Here is a 17,574-nt window from a genome sequence, read left to right on the forward strand (position 1 = left end):
GGGCCGCGCTGGATCGGCTCGAGGCGCGCCGCGCCCGGCTGCTTGCCCGAGCGCGGACTGCCTGGCGCAGGCGCCGCCTGCGGCAGCGCGCGGCCTCGAGCGCCATATCGCGCGTCGAGCCCGGCAAGGCCGCGGCGTGCCGATCTGGACGACCGCGCATAACGGCGTCACGCGCACCGATCCCCGCACCGGAGAAGCGACGCCGCCGATCAACGTCCATCTTCTCCATCTTCATGCCGGTGTCGATGCTGAGGCGGAACCGGCCATGCATTTCGGACTCGCCAAGGGCGTCTCCGCCCTGATCGAAGCCGCTGCCGCCGACCTGGGCGTCGAAGTGGGCGGCATGGACACGCCGATCTCGATTGATCCCGATAGCGGTCGGCCATGGCGCGCACGCTTCGATGCGAAGACGCTCGCACAAGAGGAACGGATGCTTCAGGCGGCCGCCTATAGTGTGCGCTTACCTCACCGGCATGCGCGACTGCGAGGTGCAGGCGATGCGGCGGGGGTGCCTCTCGATCGCGCGCAGCGAGGATGGCCTGGTCGAGCGGCATCGCATTCGATCGACCATCTACAAGCGTCGGTCGACCATGGGCGAGGCGGCGAGCTGGGTGACGATCGAGCCGGTCGCAGACGCGATAGCGGTGCTTGAACGCCTGTCGGCAAGACCGACGCGCGCCAGCGGCAGCGATACGCTCTGGCCGGTGCTACGCCCCGGCGCCGCCACCAAGACGCATCTGTCGAGCGAGGTGGTCCGCCAACTCAACGCCTTCCGCGACCACCTCAACGCTGCCTTCGGCAGCCCTGATGTGCCGGTCATCCCGTCCGGACCCGGTGGCAAGCCGTGGCGCATAACGACGCGGCAGTTCCGCCGCACCATCGCATGGCACATCGCCAACCGTCCGTTCGGCACCATCGCCGGCATGATCCAGTATAAGCACGCCTCGGTCGCCGCTTTCGAGGGCTATGCCGGAACCAGCGCATCGGGGTTTCGCGCCGAGGTCGAGGCGCAGCGCCGGCTCGGTCAGCAGGGCGACCTGCTGGACTATTTCGACCGGCGGCAGGGCGGTGCCTCACTCGCGGGGCCGGCGGGACCACGCATCGCGCGGACGCTCGACGATGCGGCCGTGCAGCTCGGGCCCTTGCCCGCCATGATCGCCGACCGCTCCCGGCTACGTGTCATGCTCGCCAGCGTCGCGCGAACCCTCCATGTCGGCCTCCTCGCGGATTGCTTCTTCGATCCCGCCACCGCGCTCTGCCTCAAGCGCGTGACCACCCCCGATCCCAAGCAGCCGCTCACGGCGCTGTGCGAGCCGACCCGCTGTCCCAACGCCTGCATCACCGCCCGTCACAGGCCAGCTTGGGAACGCGCGGCCGATGATGCCAGGGCATTGCTGCGCGAACGACGTCTGTCGGATCTTCAACGCCATGCACTCGCCACCGAGATCAACCGGCTCACTACCGTGATCGACGCCATCGGCCCCGCGCCGCCGGAGGCCAACCCGGCTGACGGCGGAAGCTCTGCGCCGGTCGGCGCGCTGGCGCAACGGCGTTGCCGTCCTCCGCTTCGCTGCGGCCCTACGGGTGCGCAACCGCGCTTGTGCCCGGCGCTAGTCGAGCTCCGCCGCGGGGATGGCCCCCGACGGGCAAGCGGAGTTCAGATCATGCCAACTCAGGTACGAGCCGACGTCTATACTCGGGTCACCGAGGCGATCCTTGCAGCGATCGAAGCCGGTACGGGCAACTGGCGCATGCCATGGCATCACAGCGGCGCCGATGTCACCCGGCCGACCAACATCGCCAGCGGCAAGCCCTATCGCGGAACACACGGTGTCGCTCTGGGCGGCGGCCTATGGCGGCGGCTATGCGAGCGGGGTCTGGGGCACTTATCGTCAGTGGCAGGACCGCGGCGCCCAGGTCCGCAAGGGCGAGCAGGCCAGCCTCGGCGTCCTCTGGAAGGAGATCAGCCGGCGCGACGACGAGCAGGATGACGAAGATGGCGGCAAGGGACGGCGGCTCTTCGCCCGGGCGTTCAGCCTGTTCAACGCCGATCAGGTCGACGGCTACGCGCCCGAGCCCGGGCCGGTCCTGCCCGAGAGCGAGCGCCTTGCGGCCGCCGAGGCCTTCATCGCCGCGCTCGGTATCGACACGGTCTACGGGTCGAGCAGCGCCTATTACCATCTCGGCGAAGACCGCATCTACATGCCGCACTTCGCAACCTTCCGTAGCGCGCATGGATTCTACGGCACCCATATCCACGAGTGTGCCCATGCCAGCGGCGCGGCGCATCGGCTCGACCGGGATTTCAGCGCCAGGTGGACCAAGGACGCGCTCGCGATGGAGGAAGCGACCGCCGAGCTGACCGCCTCGTTCCTGCTTGCCGACCTCGGCATCGCGCACGATCCGCGTCCCGATCATGCCGCCTATATCGCCTCCTGGCTGGCGTTATGCTCACCTCGCCATAACCTGGCTAATCGCGAGGTGTCGATAATGTGAAGGAACGCGGCCAGATTGGCCGAGTTCTGGGGTTTCCTGCCAACGTTCCTTCACATTATTTCAAAGCGTGTCGAGCCAGGCGAGCACGCTTGTATCGCGCTTCCACGAAGGCTGACCGCCGGGTGTTGTCGGAACGGCGACCTGTTCCAGGGCCTTTCGCTTCGTTTCAAGATTGGCCCTGGCATAGTGGTTGGTCGTGTCGAGGCTCACGTGGCCGAGCCAACTGCGGATGACTGTAACATCGACGCCCGCAGATATGAGGTGCACGGCGGTGGCGTGCCGGAAGGCGTGCGGCGTCACGTGCTTGGTACGCAGCGTTGGTGTGGCTTCGGTCGCCGCCTTTACGTAGGCGGCAAGCTTGAATCGGACGCCCGACGCGCTGAGCGGTTCGCCATAGCGGTTAACGAACAGCCGTTGGTCAGGCGCCCGTGGTTGCCGTTCGAGCAGCTTCTTCAGCAGCAAGGCTGTTTCAGGCCAGAGCGGGCAGATGCGTTCCTTCCGTCCCTTGCCGGTCAAGCGCACGCAGCTCGGACTTTCGAACCGGATTGCTTCGGGGCACAAGTCGAGCGCTTCCTGTATTCGTGCGCCGCTGTTGTAGAGGAACGAGAGCAGCACATGATCGCGCATGCCTTCGAGCGTCGAACGGTCAGGCTGGGCAAGAATTGCCGTCACTTCCGCCGGATCCAGATAGCAGGGCTCCGATACCGGCGTGCGCTTGACGGGTATGTTGAGGATTTCGACGCATTGCGCGATCGATGCAGGATCCCTGGTCGCCACGAAGTGGAAGAAGCTGCGGATTGCGGCAAGCCTGCAGTTGCGCGTGCCGATCGTGCCGCCGCGCTCATGTTCAGCGTAACTGAGGAACGCGGAGACCTCGCTTGCGGCCAGATCAGTCATCGTAATCATAGCCACCTTCCTTCCAGCCCGCTGTGCGACGAACCGCAAGAACAGCCGCCAGGTATCGCGGTATGATCGGACTGTATGGATGGATGCGTTGCGCTGCTCGACCAGCCATTCGTAGAAGAACGCGCGCATCAGTACCGGGAACGGGTTGGCCTTGCTCATGTCTGCACCTCCCGCTCCATGCTGAGGCAAGGTGCGCCCACCATGCGGAACCGCTCGTTTGCGTAATGCAGCAGATCCTGGGTGACCGTGATGTAGACCAGCGTAGAGTTGATATCCCGGTGGCCGAGGTAGGTCGCGAGGAATGGCAGACGGTCCTGCGGGTTGATGCCCGTCCTGTACCATTCGAGGATCCGGTTCACGACCATCGAGTGGCGCAGGTCGTGCAAACGCGGTCCCGTTCGCCCCTGCGGTGGCTTCAGCCGGCACGGCGTATGACGTCAACGAGCAGCCAGGCGACGGCTTGCTTCGTATAGCGGCCGCTCCGCTGCTCGTGCCAGAACAGACCTGACCTCGGATCCTGCGGGGCACCCGCGCGACGCCGCACATCGATGTACGCCCGAAGTTCGGCCATCACAGTGTCGGGCAGCGGCAGTATCCTTGTCTTGTAGAACTTGGTCTGCCGTATAGTGATCGTGCCGCCCTGAAGATCAACATCCCCCAGATCAAGGCGGGCAACCTCGCTGCGCCGCAGGCCCGCGCAATAGGCGAGCAGAAGCATCGTGTAGACACTCAACGGGCGAAGCGACGCTCGCGGAGAGGGGTAAGAGCGAGCAATGTCGAGCATATGCTGCACGTCGGCGGGCGTATAGATATGAGGTTTGCGCCATTGTTTGGCCACTTCCTTCCCGGACGTGGGTCCGGTCGGCGCGGTGGGATCGACGGATCCCGGTGGCGGAGTATCTTCGCAAGGACGCGCTTCAGCTTTTCGCATTCGGCAGGATGATTGCGCGTGGCCTTCGCCGCCGCCCAGTGTTCGAGCATCACCCCGATCGGTTCATCCTGCAGCGCCGGGTTCAGCTGTAGGAACCGGTCGAACCGCAAAAGCCACACAGGCTGCGTGGTATATTTGTACCCCCTGTTGCGCATCAGCGTAACGTGGCTCGGCCATGATCGCGCCCAGCACGCTGCCGAACGGTTTGGGCTGATGCAGTTCGGCAAGGGCTTGTTCTGGATCGCGTGAAGCCAGAGCGCGCCAGACCGGCATGCACTGCTTGACGTTGCACTCCTTGCGCAGGACGACGACGGGATTGCGGTGGATCGCCCCGGTTTGCACAAGGTGATCGAGGAACCGGTCGATAATGCGGGTGCGGTGGAGCAGCGTCGTCGCTGTCAACGGTCGGACCACGCCGCAACAGGCCTACCAGCACAATATGGCCGAGTTCGGTGTGGTGCTCGCGGCGACGTCCTGGAAAAGCTGTAGAGCACCTGGTTGTAATAGGTGCGTCTGTTCTTGCTAGCGCAGGCCCAAGGTCCGCGAGAATAGCGCGCGATCAACAGTCGTTCGGGATCGGGCCATGGCGTCATGACCAGCACCTCCGATCCCGGAACGTCGAGCGCGATGGCCCGCAGGTCTTCGGTTGCCAGCTTGAGATACGGAGCGGTAGATTCCGTCGAACGATGACCCAGCATATCGCCGATCACCTTTTGCGGGACCGAGGCGCGCAGCATCTCGACCGCGCGGGCATGTCTGAAGATGTGTGGCCCACACTTCCCCGGTGGCTTGACCCCGGCATCCCGGGATTCGCCGGAAGACGGCACTATGCAGCACCCGGAGCCTTCCATAGGGTGCACGGGTCCGCACGAACACTTCGCGGGCGTCGGTCTGCGGTCGTCCCGAGCGCAGATAGCTTGAGGATGGCTTCGCCCACCGGAGCCATCAACGGCAGATAGGAACAGGCACGGGTCTTGGTGTGGAGGATGCGGATCGATTCCGTCCGCCAGTCAATATCCTCGATCTTCAGATTGCGGATTTCGCCGGACCTCAGGACCATAAGTCGCCAGCAGTTGCAGGATCGCCTGATCTCTGAGCCCGATAGGCGTTGTGTCCTTTGCTCGCGGTTTCCAGAACGGCGGGCGATCTGATCGCGCTCCAGGATCGAGGGCACCCCTTCATAGGCATACAATAGCGGGGCGATGACGTGCGGCGACAAGTCGATTGCGGTGCGGCGCGTACGGTGGCAGATAACGCAACAGCGAGCGAAGACGCTCCGCCACGTCCTTCACCGATTTGCGCGTTTGGTGCGGGCTGCGCATATCCATGTAACGGTCCGATGTCGCCGACGCTCATTTCCACCAGGCTGTCGACGCCGCATCGATCAAGCTGCCAGGTCAGGAAGTTCCGACCTTCCCCACATCAATGCGTAGATGCTGCGCTCCGCAAGGCCCCGCTCCTCGCGCAGCCAGATCTCGTATTCGTCGCAAATCGTAAAGCGCAGCGTGTCAGCAGCACATGTCGCTTTGGGCGCGGGTGGCCAACGGCCCTGTGCAAGCCGCAGTAGGGCGTGGATTCCAGAACGCGGAATGGAGTGCCAACACGGCCCTGGTGGTCGGCCATGACGTTTGCGGAACATCGTGATCGCATGGTGCAAATAGTACCCCACCTGCGCCTCGGTCACCTCCGCGATCGGGGATGCTGCGCCGGGCAAGATAGTCGAGGAACCCGCGCGCATAGGCGCAGTAGTTCCCGGCCACCACCGGGCTGTATCGTTGGCTGGTCAGTACGGATCTGAAGTTCGGAGATCAGTTCGCAATCGGTATTCGGCATTGACGGCTCCTCTGCTGGTCAAACGACCGCAGAGGTTCGTCGAGAAATAATGCGGAGCAAAGCCCGTCAGATAACGTCGCAATTCTGCGCATTTCAGACACTGAAACTGCGTTCCTTCACATTATCGACACCTCGCGATTACTTCAGGTGCTGAAGAACGACAGCCGCGCGATCTTCACTGCGGCCAGCAAGGCGCAGGCGGCGGCCGATTGGGATGCACGCCCAGCAGCCGTGACGCTCACGCGGCCCGCACCTCGGCGCCGAGCGCATCAAGCAGCGGACAGCCCGGATCCTGACCGGCATCGCAGGCTCGCACCGAGTCTGCCAGAACCCGTTCCATCCGCCTGAGGTCCGCGATCCGCGCGCGCACATCCTGCAGATGCGACGCCGCGAGCTCGCGGACTTCGGTGCAGGAGGCCTGGCCGCCGGCCGCGAGTCCGAGCAAGGCGCGCACCTCGTCAAGGGTGAAGCCCAGCTCCCTCGCACGGCGCACGAAGCCCAGGCGAGCCACGTCCTCCCGACCGTAGCTGCGGTAACGGCCCCGCCGCGGCGGAACGGGCAGCAGCCCGATCCGCTCGTAATAGCGGATCGTCTCGATGTTGCAGCTGGTACGGCGCGAGAGTTCGCCGATCTGGATCGCGGCGGTTGCGGCCATCTTCCAAAATACCTCTTGAGTCTGTAGTCGCTACAGATGGTAGGATAGCTGCATGCCCGCCACAAGGAGTCGCCCGTGACCCAGACACCAAGCCCGCCCAAGGGGATAAGTACCGCCGCGCTTACCCTGGCGGGGATCGCCGCCGCGTTCGGCGTCGCTGCCTGCTGCGCACTGCCGATCCTCTTGGCATCCGCCGGCATCGGCGCGGCCTGGCTCAGCGGCGTGGCCGTCGTCTCCGCGCCCTATCGCACGCCGCTCCTCGTGATCGGCGCATTATGCCTCGTCGCCGGCGCCGCGCTGCTATTGCGCCAGCAACTCGCCGCCATGCGCTGCGGCCCGGACGGCGTGTGCACGCCGCGCTGGACGCGCATCCTCACTCTCGCCGGCCTATTGGTCGGCGCGGCACTGCTCTGGGCGGGTTATAGCTATGTCTGACGTCGTTCCGGAGCTGCACTCGACCCTGACCTGTCCGCACTGCGGACATCAGGCGACCGAGACGATGCCGACCAACGCATGCCAGTTTTTCTATGACTGCCGGGGCTGCGGCGCGGTCCTCAAGCCCAAGCAGGGCGATTGCTGCGTCTTTTGTTCCTATGGCGACGTTCCGTGTCCGCCGATCCAGATCGAGGGCAAGGGCGCGTCCTGCTGCGGCTGAAGACAAGCCGTGACGCTTGCCACCCCCGCTGACGCTGCCCCTGAACCGACGGTTGCATTCCCCGACGGCACCGTCGTCCCGGACTGGACTGCGGTCACCGCGCCAAGCGCCCATTCGGCCCTGACAGCGCTGTTCGCGGCATTTATCGGCCGCAGGTGGCATGGCATCGACAGCACCGAGGACGAGGTGCGGCGTGCCATCCTCCGGGCCTATGTCACCCAGGGCCACGCGCCGGCGCCGGTGGAGATCGCTGCCGCGGTTGCGCTCCCGCCCGGCGACGTGGCCGCAGCGCTCCACCGGCTCGCCGGACGCGATCTCGTGGTCCTCGACGGCGACGGCCGAGTGAGCGGCGCCTATCCTTTCACCGATGCTCCCAGTGAGCATCAGGTGGAGGCCGCGGGTATCACGATGGGAGCCATGTGCGCCCTCGACGCGCTGGGGATCTGCACGATCGCACCGCACGCCAGCCTCATCCGCTCGTCATGCCGCCAATGCCGGCGCTCGCTTGCGATCCATGTCCACGACCGGGGCTGCACCTTGGGCGACGTCGTGCCCGAGGGGATTCTCGTCTGGTCCGGTCATCGCTACACCGGCGGCTGTGCAGCGTCTTCGCTCTGCACTCAGCAGGCTTTCTTCTGCCATGCCGATCATCTTGAAGCCTGGCGTATGGACGGTTCCGTGACCGCCCGCGACGGCATTCGCCTGACCCTGCGCGAGGCCCTCCAGGTCGGCCGCGCGATCTTTGCACCGATGCTCGGAGGGATATTGCCATGGCCCATTACGACCTGATCGTCATCGGCAGCGGAACAGCCGCCCAGGTCGCGATCGGCCAGGTCCGCGCCGCCGGATGGTCCGTCGCCGTCATCGACCACCGCCCGTTCGGCGGCACCTGTGCGCTACGGGGCTGCGATCCCAAGAAGATGCTGGTCAGCGGCGAAGAGGCGATCGATGCCGCCGCTCGCATGGCCGGACATGGTGTCGGCGGCGACCTGGCGATCGATTGGCCGAGCCTGATGGCGTTCAAGCGCAGCTTTACCGATCCGGTCCCCGCCAAGCAGGAACGCCGCTACGCCAAGCTGGGCGTCGACGCCTTCCACGGGCTAGCGCGCTTCGCAAGCCCGGACGCGGTCGCGGTCGACGGTCGGACGTTGCAGGCCCAGCATATCCTGATCGCAACCGGCGCGGGGCCGATCCCGCTCGGCATTCCAGGCGAGGAGCTGGTCAGCACGAGCGACGCTTTCCTCGAGCTGGAGACGCTGCCGCGCCGGATCGTGCTGATCGGCGGCGGCTATGTCGCCGCGGAGTTCTCGCATCTGGCCGCACGTGCCGGCGCCGAAGTCACGATCCTGCAGCGCGCTAGCCGGCTGCTGCCGCATTTCGATCCCGACCTGGTGGGCTGGCTCACACCGCGGTTCACGGCGCTCGGCATTCGCATCGAGACCGGCACCGCGGTCACACGGGTCGAGCGGAACGGGGACGGCCTGCAGGTGCGTGCCTCTCGCCAGGGAGCGCCGGACCTGGAGGTCGCCTGCGATCTCGTCATTCATGCTGCCGGGCGTCGTCCCGATCTCGGCAGCCTCGACCTGTCCACCGGGCAGGTCGCGGTGCAAGACGGACGACTGCAGCTCGATGCGCATCTGCGCAGCATTTCCAACCCGCGGGTCTATGCCGCCGGTGACGCCGCCGGCGTCGGGCCGCCCCTGACCCCGGTGTCGAGCCACGACGCGAAGATCGTCGCCGCGAACCTCCTGCAAGGTCCATCGCGCGAGCCCGACTATCGCGGTGTTCCGAGCGTCGCCTTCACCGTGCCGCCGATCGCCGCCGTCGGGCTTTCGGAAGAGGCGGCGCGCCGCAGCGGCCTCAAGTTCCGGGTTAACGCGGCCTCGACGCCGGACTGGTTCACCGCCCGCCGGCTCGCCGAGCCGGTCTATGGCCACAAAGTTCTGATCGACGAGCGGACGGACCTCGTCCTCGGCGCGCATCTCGTCGGGCCGAACGCCGACGAGGTGATCAACCTTTTCGGCCTGGCCATCCGCCACGGCCTCACCGCGGCCGATCTACGCTCCACCATGTTTGCCTATCCGACCGGCGCCTCGGATATCGGCTACATGCTCTAGGCGACGCCGCGCACGATCCGTCACCAGTGCTCGCCCGCGGGCGGGCGGCAGCCTGTCGCGAAAGACGATAGCGGGCTGTCGCCCGCCTGATCTGCGGACGCCGCTGACGCGGCGGCGCTACTTTTTGGGCCTCCCTTCCGACGCGGAGGTGGTCGGCGCTCCCTGCTAGGCCCGCCACGGCGGGCTGCAAGCCCCGGCTTCGCCGGGCTGCTCCATTTCATTTCGCCCCTGCGGGTGCAGCCCGCCGCTCGAACGGGCCTCTTCGGTCGCTCTCGCCGCCCACCCCCGCCTCGGGGGAGGCCGATGCGGTTTTTGGGCAGTGCTGGAGGCAGCCGATGGTTTTCTTCCTCGAACCCCGGATTGGGGCTGGACTGTCAGGATATGTGGCCGAGATCGCCTCGGCCTTCTGCTGCGCCGCCCTCGGCATCGCCCCGACCGTCCGCCATGCAGACTACATCGGATCCTGGCTGGCGTTATGCTCACCTCGCCATAACCTGGCTAATCGCGAGGTGTCGATAATGTGAAGGAACGCGGCCAGATTGGCCGAGTTCTGGGGTTTCCTGCCAACGTTCCTTCACATTATTTCAAAGCGTGTCGAGCCAGGCGAGCACGCTTGTATCGCGCTTCCACGAAGGCTGACCGCCGGGTGTTGTCGGAACGGCGACCTGTTCCAGGGCCTTTCGCTTCGTTTCAAGATTGGCCCTGGCATAGTGGTTGGTCGTGTCGAGGCTCACGTGGCCGAGCCAACTGCGGATGACTGTAACATCGACGCCCGCAGATATGAGGTGCACGGCGGTGGCGTGCCGGAAGGCGTGCGGCGTCACGTGCTTGGTACGCAGCGTTGGTGTGGCTTCGGTCGCCGCCTTTACGTAGGCGGCAAGCTTGAATCGGACGCCCGACGCGCTGAGCGGTTCGCCATAGCGGTTAACGAACAGCCGTTGGTCAGGCGCCCGTGGTTGCCGTTCGAGCAGCTTCTTCAGCAGCAAGGCTGTTTCAGGCCAGAGCGGGCAGATGCGTTCCTTCCGTCCCTTGCCGGTCAAGCGCACGCAGCTCGGACTTTCGAACCGGATTGCTTCGGGGCACAAGTCGAGCGCTTCCTGTATTCGTGCGCCGCTGTTGTAGAGGAACGAGAGCAGCACATGATCGCGCATGCCTTCGAGCGTCGAACGGTCAGGCTGGGCAAGAATTGCCGTCACTTCCGCCGGATCCAGATAGCAGGGCTCCGATACCGGCGTGCGCTTGACGGGTATGTTGAGGATTTCGACGCATTGCGCGATCGATGCAGGATCCCTGGTCGCCACGAAGTGGAAGAAGCTGCGGATTGCGGCAAGCCTGCAGTTGCGCGTGCCGATCGTGCCGCCGCGCTCATGTTCAGCGTAACTGAGGAACGCGGAGACCTCGCTTGCGGCCAGATCAGTCATCGTAATCATAGCCACCTTCCTTCCAGCCCGCTGTGCGACGAACCGCAAGAACAGCCGCCAGGTATCGCGGTATGATCGGACTGTATGGATGGATGCGTTGCGCTGCTCGACCAGCCATTCGTAGAAGAACGCGCGCATCAGTACCGGGAACGGGTTGGCCTTGCTCATGTCTGCACCTCCCGCTCCATGCTGAGGCAAGGTGCGCCCACCATGCGGAACCGCTCGTTTGCGTAATGCAGCAGATCCTGGGTGACCGTGATGTAGACCAGCGTAGAGTTGATATCCCGGTGGCCGAGGTAGGTCGCGAGGAATGGCAGACGGTCCTGCGGGTTGATGCCCGTCCTGTACCATTCGAGGATCCGGTTCACGACCATCGAGTGGCGCAGGTCGTGCAAACGCGGTCCCGTTCGCCCCTGCGGTGGCTTCAGCCCGGCACGGCGTATGACGTCAACGAGCAGCCAGGCGACGGCTTGCTTCGTATAGCGGCCGCTCCGCTGCTCGTGCCAGAACAGACCTGACCTCGGATCCTGCGGGGCACCCGCGCGACGCCGCACATCGATGTACGCCCGAAGTTCGGCCATCACAGTGTCGGGCAGCGGCAGTATCCTTGTCTTGTAGAACTTGGTCTGCCGTATAGTGATCGTGCCGCCCTGAAGATCAACATCCCCCAGATCAAGGCGGGCAACCTCGCTGCGCCGCAGGCCCGCGCAATAGGCGAGCAGAAGCATCGTGTAGACACTCAACGGGCGAAGCGACGCTCGCGGAGAGGGGTAAGAGCGAGCAATGTCGAGCATATGCTGCACGTCGGCGGGCGTATAGATATGAGGTTTGCGCCATTGTTTGGCCACTTCCTTCCCCGGACGTGGGTCCGGTCGGCGCGGTGGGATCGACGGATCCCGGTGGCGGAGTATCTTCGCAAGGACGCGCTTCAGCTTTTCGCATTCGGCAGGATGATTGCGCGTGGCCTTCGCCGCCGCCCAGTGTTCGAGCATCACCCCGATCGGTTCATCCTGCAGCGCCGGGTTCAGCTGTAGGAACCGGTCGAACCGCAAAAGCCACACAGGCTGCGTGGTATATTTGTACCCCCTGTTGCGCATCAGCGTAACGTGCTCGGCCATGATCGCGCCCAGCACGCTGCCGAACGGTTTGGGCTGATGCAGTTCGGCAAGGGCTTGTTCTGGATCGCGTGAAGCCAGAGCGCGCCAGACCGGCATGCACTGCTTGACGTTGCACTCCTTGCGCAGGACGACGACGGGATTGCGGTGGATCGCCCCGGTTTGCACAAGGTGATCGAGGAACCGGTCGATAATGCGGGTGCGGTGGAGCAGCGTCGTCGCTGTCCAACGGTCGGACCACGCCCGCAACCAGGCTACCAGCACATCTTGGCCGAGTTCGGTGTGGCGCGCGGCGACGTCCTGGAAGCTGTAGAGCACCTGTTTGTAATAGGTGCGGCTGTTCTTGCTGCGCAGGCCAAGGTCCGCGAGATAGCGCGCGATCAACAGTCGTTCGGGATCGGGCCATGGCGTCATGACAGCACCTCCGATCCCGGAACGTCGAGCGCGATGGCCCGCAGGTCTTCGGTTGCCAGCTTGAGATACGGAGCGGTAGATTCCGTCGAACGATGACCCAGCATATCGCCGATCACCTTTTGCGGGACCGAGGCGCGCAGCATCTCGACCGCGCGGGCATGTCTGAAGATGTGTGGCCCACACTTCCCCGGTGGCTTGACCCCGGCATCCCGGATTCGCCGGAAGACGGCACTATGCAGCACCCGGAGCCTTCCATAGGGTGCACGGGTCCGCACGAACACTTCGCGGGCGTCGGTCTGCGGTCGTCCCGAGCGCAGATAGCTGAGGATGGCTTCGCCCACCGGAGCCATCAACGGCAGATAGGAACAGGCACGGGTCTTGGTGTGGAGGATGCGGATCGATTCCGTCCGCCAGTCAATATCCTCGATCTTCAGATTGCGGATTTCGCCGGACCTCAGACCATAAGTCGCCAGCAGTTGCAGGATCGCCTGATCTCTGAGCCCGATAGGCGTTGTGTCTTTGCTCGCGGTTTCCAGAACGGCGGCGATCTGATCGCGCTCCAGGATCGAGGGCACCCCTTCATAGGCATACAATAGCGGGGCGATGACGTGCGGCGACAAGTCGATTGCGGTGCGGCGCGTACGGTGCAGATAACGCAACAGCGAGCGAAGACGCTCCGCCACGTCCTTCACCGATTTGCGCGTTTGGTGCGGGCTGCGCATATCCATGTAACGGTCGATGTCGCCGACGCTCATTTCCACCAGGCTGTCGACGCCGCATCGATCAAGCTGCCAGGTCAGGAAGTTCCGACCTTCCCACATCAATGCGTAGATGCTGCGCTCCGCAAGGCCCCGCTCCTCGCGCAGCCAGATCTCGTATTCGTCGCAAATCGTAAAGCGCAGCGTGTCAGCAGCACATGTCGCTTTGGGCGCGGGTGGCCAACGGCCCTGTGCAAGCCGCAGTAGGGCGTGGATTCCAGAACGCGGAATGGAGTGCCAACACGGCCCTGGTGGTCGGCCATGACGTTTGCGGAACATCGTGATCGCATGGTGCAAATAGTACCCCACCTGCGCCTCGGTCACCTCCGCGATCGGGATGCTGCGCCGGGCAAGATAGTCGAGGAACCCGCGCGCATAGGCGCAGTAGTTCCCGGCCACCACCGGGCTGTATCGTTGGCTGGTCAGTACGGATCTGAGTTCGGAGATCAGTTCGCAATCGGTATTCGGCATTGACGGCTCCTCTGCTGGTCAAACGACCGCAGAGGTTCGTCGAGAAATAATGCGGAGCAAAGCCCGTCAGATAACGTCGCAATTCTGCGCATTTCAGACACTGAAACTGCGTTCCTTCACATTATCGACACCTCGCGATTAGCCGAAGTCCTGCGCGAAGACAATCGCGCCATCGTCCGCGCAGCCAGCCAGGCGAGCAAAGCGGCAGACTGGCTGCTGGCCTTCGCACCAAGCACCGGCGACGCTGGTCAGGCGATTGCCACAACCTCTGAGGCGGCACGCGAGGCGGCCTGACGCACTCGAGCCCGCTCCAAGCATCGGCGCAGTCCCGTCTTTCCGGCTCTACGGCGTTCCGGCTTTCCGGAAGCGATGAGAGGAAGAGGGCTGCGCCGATTTTCGTGACGGGTTGGAGGTCGGGAGAGAGGCTCCCGGCCGCCCGTCGCGGAGACCTGTCATGGCCACTGCCATTCAGAAGATCACCCTGTCGCCGTCGCGCGACATCCCCTTCAACAAGCTCACGCTCTCGCAATCGAACGTCCGGCGCGTCAAAGCCGGCGTGTCGATCGAAGAACTCGCCGAGGATATCGCCCGCCGCGGCCTCCTGCAGAGCCTCAACGTCCGTCCCATCCTCGATGCCGACGGCGCCGAGACCGGTCTCTACGAAATCCCGGCCGGCGGCCGTCGCTACCGGGCGCTCGAGCGCTTGGTGAAGCAGAAGCGCCTCGCCAAGACAGCACCCGTGCCGTGTGTGGTGCGCGATCCCGCGACATCGATCCTGGCCGAAGATGACTCCCTCGCGGAGAACCTTCAGCGTGCCCCGCTGCATCCGCTCGATCAGTTCCGGGCGTTCCAGGCGCTGCGCGACAAGGGCCAGTCCGAGGAAGACATCGCCGCGGCCTTCTTTACCTCAGGCCACGTCGTGAAGCAGCGTCTGCGCCTTGCCAGCGTCTCGCCGAAGCTTCTCGACATCTACGCCGAGGACGGTATGACGCTGGAGCAGCTGATGGCCTTCACGGTCAGCGCCGACCATGCAAGGCAGGAACAGGTCTGGGAGGCGATCGCTGGCTCCTGGTCCAAGGAGCCCTATCAGATCCGCCGCATGCTCACCGAAAAGACGGTACGCGCGTCGGACCGCCGGGCCATGTTCGTGGGGCTCGACGCTTATGAGGCGGCTGGCGGCACGCTTCTGCGAGATCTCTTCCAACAGGACGATGGCGGCTGGCTCGCAGATGCCGCCCTGCTCGACACCTTGGTTGCCGCCAAGCTGAAGACGGGAGCCGACGCCATCGCGGCGGAAGGCTGGAAGTGGATCGAGGTCGCTGCAGACTTCCCCTACGGTCACACCCAAAGCCTGCGCCAGATCGACGGCGTCGCCGCCGAACGATCGGCCAACGACCAGGCGACGATCGACGCACTCAAAGCCGAATATCAGCGTCTTGAAGCCGAGTATGAAGGCGCGGACGAACTGCCCGACGAGGTCGATGCGCGGCTTGGCGAAATTGAAGCCCTGCTTGGTGAACTCGACAACCGGCCGATGATCTTCGACCCGACCGATATCGCCCGCGCAGGCGTTTTCCTGAGCATCGGCGCAGACGGCAAGCTTGTGGTCGACCGCGGCTATGTTCGCCCGGAAGACGAGGCGCCTGTTGTCCTTCCCGAGGATGAGACCGACGGTTGTGCGGCGGCGATCAGCGGCCGAGCCGGCGAGCCTGGCTCCAGCGGCTCGTCCCGTACCGTCATCACGGTCGGGGGGCAGCCGATCGAAGGCGACGAGGACGAGGACGACGCGATCAAGCCGTTGCCCGAGCGCCTGGTGGTCGAACTGACCGCCCATCGCACGCTCGCGCTGCGCGACGCCGTGGCGAGCAACCCGCAAATCGCGCTGACGGCGCTTCTGCACAAGCTCGTCATCGACACGTTCCAGCGCACCACCACTGGCGGCGGATGCCTTGAAGCGTCCGTGCGACATGTCTTCTTCCCCGCGCAGGCTGCCGACCTCAAGGACTGCCCCTCCGCACGCGCGATCGCGGAGCGTCAGGACGCTTGGAAGGCCGACCTTCCGCAGGACGATCAGGCGCTCTGGGACTGGCTGTCGGCGCTCGACGATGCGAGCCGGCTCTCCCTGCTCGCCCACTGCGTAAGCTTCGGCGTCAATGCGCTTTACGAAAAGCCGAACCCCTATGGCGGGAACGGCGTGTCCCAGCACGGGCTCGAACGCCGTCTCACCCAGGCCGACCGGCTCGCGCGCGCCACCGGTCTCGACATGGTGGACGCCGGATGGCGGCCGTCCGTCGACAACTATCTCGGCCGGGTGCCGAAGCGCCGCATCGTCGAGGCCGTGCGTGAGGGCGCCGGAGACCGGGCCGCGCAGCTCATCGAGCATCTGAAAAAGGGTGACATGGCCAAGGAGGCCGAACGCCTCCTCGCCGACACCGGGTGGCTGCCCGAACCGTTGCGGCTTGCCCATACGGAAAGGTCGTCCGAACCCGGCGAACCCGAAACCGAGGCAGGCTCCAAGGATTTGCCGGCGTTCCTGTCCGGCGACGAGGAAGCCTCGGACGAAGATGTCGAGCCACTCCCGGCCATCGCGGCCGAGTAGCCGATCCAGGCGGGGCCGCTCCGGCGGTCCCGCATCTCTCCTCACACGTCCTTTCCATCAGCCCGGTCGCCGCGCCGGGCTTTTCCATGTTCGCGGGAGACTGTCATGGCAGACTATTTCACGCACTTCTCGTGCCTGCTCGACGTCGGCACGCCCCAGAATGCCGCACGCGCGCTCGATCTCTACAACGCACTGACCGAGGCTGGCGCTGCGGAGGAACCGCCGTCCGAAGGCTTCCTCGTCTCCATCCAGCCCGAGCACGGCGGCTCGCAGCTCTGGCTGCGGGATGACGTCTCCGGCGATCCCGAACGGCTGATCCAGTTCGTGAAGCTCTGCGCTACGGAGTTCGGTCTCAAGGGCCGTTGGGGCTTTCAGTACGCCAACACATGCTTGCGGCCGCGGCTCAATTCCTTCGGCGGTGGCGCGCACATCCTCGACCTCGGCACCGGCGATACGGTCGGATGGATCGACACCGATGGCTGGCTCGCCACCGCTTTGGACGGAGGTGATCCCGATGCCTGAGATCATCGAAACCATCGTCTATCGGCTCGATGAACTCTCCGACGCGGCGAAGGACGCCGCGCGCGGATGGTATCGCGAAGGCGGCTTCGATCATGACTGGTTCGAGTTCGTCTATGACGACTTCGAACGCATCTGCACGATCCTGGGCATCAGCCTCCGGACGCGCCCTGTCCGGCTGTTCGGCGGCGGCACCCGCTCGAAACCCTGCATCTGGTTCTCGGGCTTCTGGAGCCAGGGGGACGGGGCCTGCTTCGAGGGCGACTACAGACATGCGAGAGCCGCCGCCCGCCGCATCCGAGACTATGCACCAACGGATACCGCGCTTCACCGGATCGCCGACACCCTCCAGGCCGTTCAGCGGCGCAACTTCTACCAGCTCCGAACCACCGTGACCCACCGGGGGCGCTACTATCACGAGCATTGCATAGCCATCACAGTCGATCGCGACAGCCCCACGGGTCAGGACATGACCACCGATGCGGAAAATACCGTTTCCGAAGCGCTCCGAGATCTGGCCCGCTGGCTCTACCGCCAGCTCCAACGGGAATACGAGCATCTGACCTCGGACGAGGCCGTCGACGAGGCGATTGCGGCGAACGGCTACACCTTCACCGAAGCGGGCCGGCGCTTCGGCTGAAGCAGGCACGCGTACATCTCACGAGAGGGAGAGAGGGGCCGGGA

At 65.0% G+C, this 17,574-nt stretch carries 19 protein-coding genes and 3 pseudogenes; 11 read left to right on the top strand and 11 right to left on the bottom strand.

Going from position 1 to position 17,574, the window contains the following annotated elements:
- The 3 genes and pseudogenes from OOT33_RS07015 to OOT33_RS07025 form a co-directional block, all read left to right on the top strand.
- Nucleotides 1-1,493, top strand: a pseudogene (locus OOT33_RS07015) (integrase); the annotation flags it as partial.
- A 171-nt stretch (nucleotides 1,494-1,664) separates the two neighbouring features.
- Nucleotides 1,665-1,769: pseudogene (locus OOT33_RS07020) on the top strand (ArdC-like ssDNA-binding domain-containing protein); the annotation flags it as partial.
- A gap of 61 nt (nucleotides 1,770-1,830) precedes the next feature.
- Entirely contained in the window at nucleotides 1,831-2,496 is a 666-nt protein-coding gene (locus OOT33_RS07025; protein ID WP_307749327.1) for a zincin-like metallopeptidase domain-containing protein, read from the top strand.
- A gap of 60 nt (nucleotides 2,497-2,556) precedes the next feature.
- On the opposite strand, the gene OOT33_RS07030 is transcribed toward OOT33_RS07025, so the two are convergent.
- From OOT33_RS07030 to OOT33_RS07065, 8 genes are all read right to left on the bottom strand, one after another.
- The gene (locus OOT33_RS07030; RefSeq protein WP_307749246.1) at nucleotides 2,557-3,561 is read right to left on the bottom strand and encodes a tyrosine-type recombinase/integrase; all 1,005 of its coding nucleotides are present in this window, start codon (nucleotides 3,559-3,561) and stop codon (nucleotides 2,557-2,559) included.
- Entirely contained in the window at nucleotides 3,558-3,788 is a 231-nt protein-coding gene (locus tag OOT33_RS07035) for a hypothetical protein (RefSeq protein ID WP_307749328.1), read from the bottom strand. The genes OOT33_RS07030 and OOT33_RS07035 overlap by 4 nt, the downstream gene beginning before the upstream one ends.
- Before the next feature lie 29 nt (nucleotides 3,789-3,817).
- Nucleotides 3,818-4,240 (bottom strand): tyrosine-type recombinase/integrase, encoded by a 423-nt coding sequence (locus OOT33_RS07040; protein ID WP_307749329.1) that lies wholly within the window; start codon nucleotides 4,238-4,240, stop codon nucleotides 3,818-3,820.
- Between the two features lie 156 nt (nucleotides 4,241-4,396).
- Nucleotides 4,397-4,735, bottom strand: a complete 339-nt coding sequence (locus OOT33_RS07045) for a hypothetical protein (RefSeq protein ID WP_307749330.1) — start codon at nucleotides 4,733-4,735, stop codon at nucleotides 4,397-4,399.
- Nucleotides 4,732-5,160, bottom strand: a complete 429-nt coding sequence (locus tag OOT33_RS07050) for a tyrosine-type recombinase/integrase (protein WP_307749331.1) — start codon at nucleotides 5,158-5,160, stop codon at nucleotides 4,732-4,734. The genes OOT33_RS07045 and OOT33_RS07050 overlap by 4 nt, the downstream gene beginning before the upstream one ends.
- Complete coding sequence (locus OOT33_RS07055) at nucleotides 5,160-5,393, bottom strand: hypothetical protein (protein WP_307749332.1); 234 nt, start codon at nucleotides 5,391-5,393, stop codon at nucleotides 5,160-5,162. Before OOT33_RS07055 ends, OOT33_RS07050 begins: the two co-directional genes overlap by 1 nt.
- Nucleotides 5,394-5,717: 324 nt before the next feature.
- Nucleotides 5,718-6,071 carry a hypothetical protein gene (locus OOT33_RS07060; RefSeq protein WP_307749333.1) on the bottom strand — a complete coding sequence of 118 codons (354 nt, stop codon included), beginning with the start codon at nucleotides 6,069-6,071 and terminating at the stop codon, nucleotides 5,718-5,720.
- 333 nt (nucleotides 6,072-6,404) lie between these two features.
- Nucleotides 6,405-6,821 (bottom strand): helix-turn-helix domain-containing protein, encoded by a 417-nt coding sequence (locus OOT33_RS07065; RefSeq protein ID WP_017184392.1) that lies wholly within the window; start codon nucleotides 6,819-6,821, stop codon nucleotides 6,405-6,407.
- A 75-nt stretch (nucleotides 6,822-6,896) separates the two neighbouring features.
- On the opposite strand from OOT33_RS07065, the gene OOT33_RS07070 reads away from it, so the two are divergent.
- The 5 genes and pseudogenes from OOT33_RS07070 to OOT33_RS07090 all read left to right on the top strand — a co-directional run.
- On the top strand, nucleotides 6,897-7,256 hold the full coding sequence (locus OOT33_RS07070; RefSeq protein WP_017184393.1) for a hypothetical protein: 360 nt from the start codon (nucleotides 6,897-6,899) through the stop codon (nucleotides 7,254-7,256).
- Nucleotides 7,249-7,476, top strand: a complete 228-nt coding sequence (locus OOT33_RS07075) for a GDCCVxC domain-containing (seleno)protein (RefSeq protein ID WP_025549113.1) — start codon at nucleotides 7,249-7,251, stop codon at nucleotides 7,474-7,476. The genes OOT33_RS07070 and OOT33_RS07075 overlap by 8 nt, the downstream gene beginning before the upstream one ends.
- A gap of 9 nt (nucleotides 7,477-7,485) precedes the next feature.
- The gene (merB, locus tag OOT33_RS07080) at nucleotides 7,486-8,265 is read left to right on the top strand and encodes a mercuric reductase (protein WP_025549114.1); all 780 of its coding nucleotides are present in this window, start codon (nucleotides 7,486-7,488) and stop codon (nucleotides 8,263-8,265) included.
- On the top strand, nucleotides 8,247-9,593 hold the full coding sequence (locus OOT33_RS07085; protein ID WP_039574902.1) for an NAD(P)/FAD-dependent oxidoreductase: 1,347 nt from the start codon (nucleotides 8,247-8,249) through the stop codon (nucleotides 9,591-9,593). The genes merB and OOT33_RS07085 overlap by 19 nt, the downstream gene beginning before the upstream one ends.
- A 383-nt stretch (nucleotides 9,594-9,976) precedes the next feature.
- Nucleotides 9,977-10,117 (top strand): annotated as a pseudogene (locus OOT33_RS07090) (zincin-like metallopeptidase domain-containing protein); the annotation flags it as partial.
- Nucleotides 10,118-10,177: 60 nt separating this feature from the next.
- On the opposite strand, the gene OOT33_RS07095 reads toward OOT33_RS07090, so the two are convergent.
- From OOT33_RS07095 to OOT33_RS07105, 3 genes are read right to left on the bottom strand one after another with little or no spacing between them, the layout of a single operon-like run.
- Nucleotides 10,178-11,182, bottom strand: coding sequence for a tyrosine-type recombinase/integrase (locus tag OOT33_RS07095; protein ID WP_307749246.1), 1,005 nt, complete (start codon nucleotides 11,180-11,182; stop codon nucleotides 10,178-10,180).
- Nucleotides 11,179-12,543 carry a tyrosine-type recombinase/integrase gene (locus OOT33_RS07100; protein ID WP_307749247.1) on the bottom strand — a complete coding sequence of 455 codons (1,365 nt, stop codon included), beginning with the start codon at nucleotides 12,541-12,543 and terminating at the stop codon, nucleotides 11,179-11,181. The genes OOT33_RS07095 and OOT33_RS07100 overlap by 4 nt, the downstream gene beginning before the upstream one ends.
- Nucleotides 12,540-13,772 (bottom strand): tyrosine-type recombinase/integrase, encoded by a 1,233-nt coding sequence (locus tag OOT33_RS07105; RefSeq protein ID WP_307749248.1) that lies wholly within the window; start codon nucleotides 13,770-13,772, stop codon nucleotides 12,540-12,542. The genes OOT33_RS07100 and OOT33_RS07105 overlap by 4 nt, the downstream gene beginning before the upstream one ends.
- A 454-nt stretch (nucleotides 13,773-14,226) precedes the next feature.
- On the opposite strand from OOT33_RS07105, the gene OOT33_RS07115 reads away from it, so the two are divergent.
- From OOT33_RS07115 to OOT33_RS07125, 3 genes are all read left to right on the top strand, one after another.
- Nucleotides 14,227-16,371, top strand: coding sequence for a ParB N-terminal domain-containing protein (locus tag OOT33_RS07115; RefSeq protein WP_307749336.1), 2,145 nt, complete (start codon nucleotides 14,227-14,229; stop codon nucleotides 16,369-16,371).
- 105 nt (nucleotides 16,372-16,476) lie between these two features.
- Nucleotides 16,477-16,893 carry a hypothetical protein gene (locus tag OOT33_RS07120; protein ID WP_293681947.1) on the top strand — a complete coding sequence of 139 codons (417 nt, stop codon included), beginning with the start codon at nucleotides 16,477-16,479 and terminating at the stop codon, nucleotides 16,891-16,893.
- Nucleotides 16,886-17,530, top strand: coding sequence for an antitoxin of toxin-antitoxin stability system (locus tag OOT33_RS07125; RefSeq protein ID WP_293681950.1), 645 nt, complete (start codon nucleotides 16,886-16,888; stop codon nucleotides 17,528-17,530). Before OOT33_RS07120 ends, OOT33_RS07125 begins: the two co-directional genes overlap by 8 nt.
- Nucleotides 17,531-17,574: the final 44 nt, after the last annotated feature.

The sequence above is a fragment of the Sphingobium sp. DEHP117 genome, assembly GCF_030867385.1.
Classification (GTDB): domain Bacteria; phylum Pseudomonadota; class Alphaproteobacteria; order Sphingomonadales; family Sphingomonadaceae; genus Sphingobium.

Bases quoted from the DNA above. Each gene is read 5' to 3' on its own strand.
- OOT33_RS07030 (WP_307749246.1), bottom strand. From the start codon at position 3,561: ATGAGCAAGGCCAACCCGTTCCCGGTACTGATGCGCGCGTTCTTCTAC.
- OOT33_RS07115 (WP_307749336.1), top strand. From the start codon at position 14,227: ATGGCCACTGCCATTCAGAAGATCACCCTGTCGCCGTCGCGCGACATC.
- OOT33_RS07060 (WP_307749333.1), bottom strand. From the start codon at position 6,071: ATGCGCGCGGGTTCCTCGACTATCTTGCCCGGCGCAGCATCCCCGATC.
- OOT33_RS07125 (WP_293681950.1), top strand. From the start codon at position 16,886: ATGCCTGAGATCATCGAAACCATCGTCTATCGGCTCGATGAACTCTCC.
- OOT33_RS07065 (WP_017184392.1), bottom strand. From the start codon at position 6,821: ATGGCCGCAACCGCCGCGATCCAGATCGGCGAACTCTCGCGCCGTACC.
- OOT33_RS07095 (WP_307749246.1), bottom strand. From the start codon at position 11,182: ATGAGCAAGGCCAACCCGTTCCCGGTACTGATGCGCGCGTTCTTCTAC.
- OOT33_RS07100 (WP_307749247.1), bottom strand. From the start codon at position 12,543: ATGACGCCATGGCCCGATCCCGAACGACTGTTGATCGCGCGCTATCTC.
- OOT33_RS07120 (WP_293681947.1), top strand. From the start codon at position 16,477: ATGGCAGACTATTTCACGCACTTCTCGTGCCTGCTCGACGTCGGCACG.
- OOT33_RS07105 (WP_307749248.1), bottom strand. From the start codon at position 13,772: ATGCCGAATACCGATTGCGAACTGATCTCCGAACTCAGATCCGTACTG.
- OOT33_RS07075 (WP_025549113.1), top strand. From the start codon at position 7,249: ATGTCTGACGTCGTTCCGGAGCTGCACTCGACCCTGACCTGTCCGCAC.
- OOT33_RS07055 (WP_307749332.1), bottom strand. From the start codon at position 5,393: ATGGTCCTGAGGTCCGGCGAAATCCGCAATCTGAAGATCGAGGATATT.
- OOT33_RS07085 (WP_039574902.1), top strand. From the start codon at position 8,247: ATGGCCCATTACGACCTGATCGTCATCGGCAGCGGAACAGCCGCCCAG.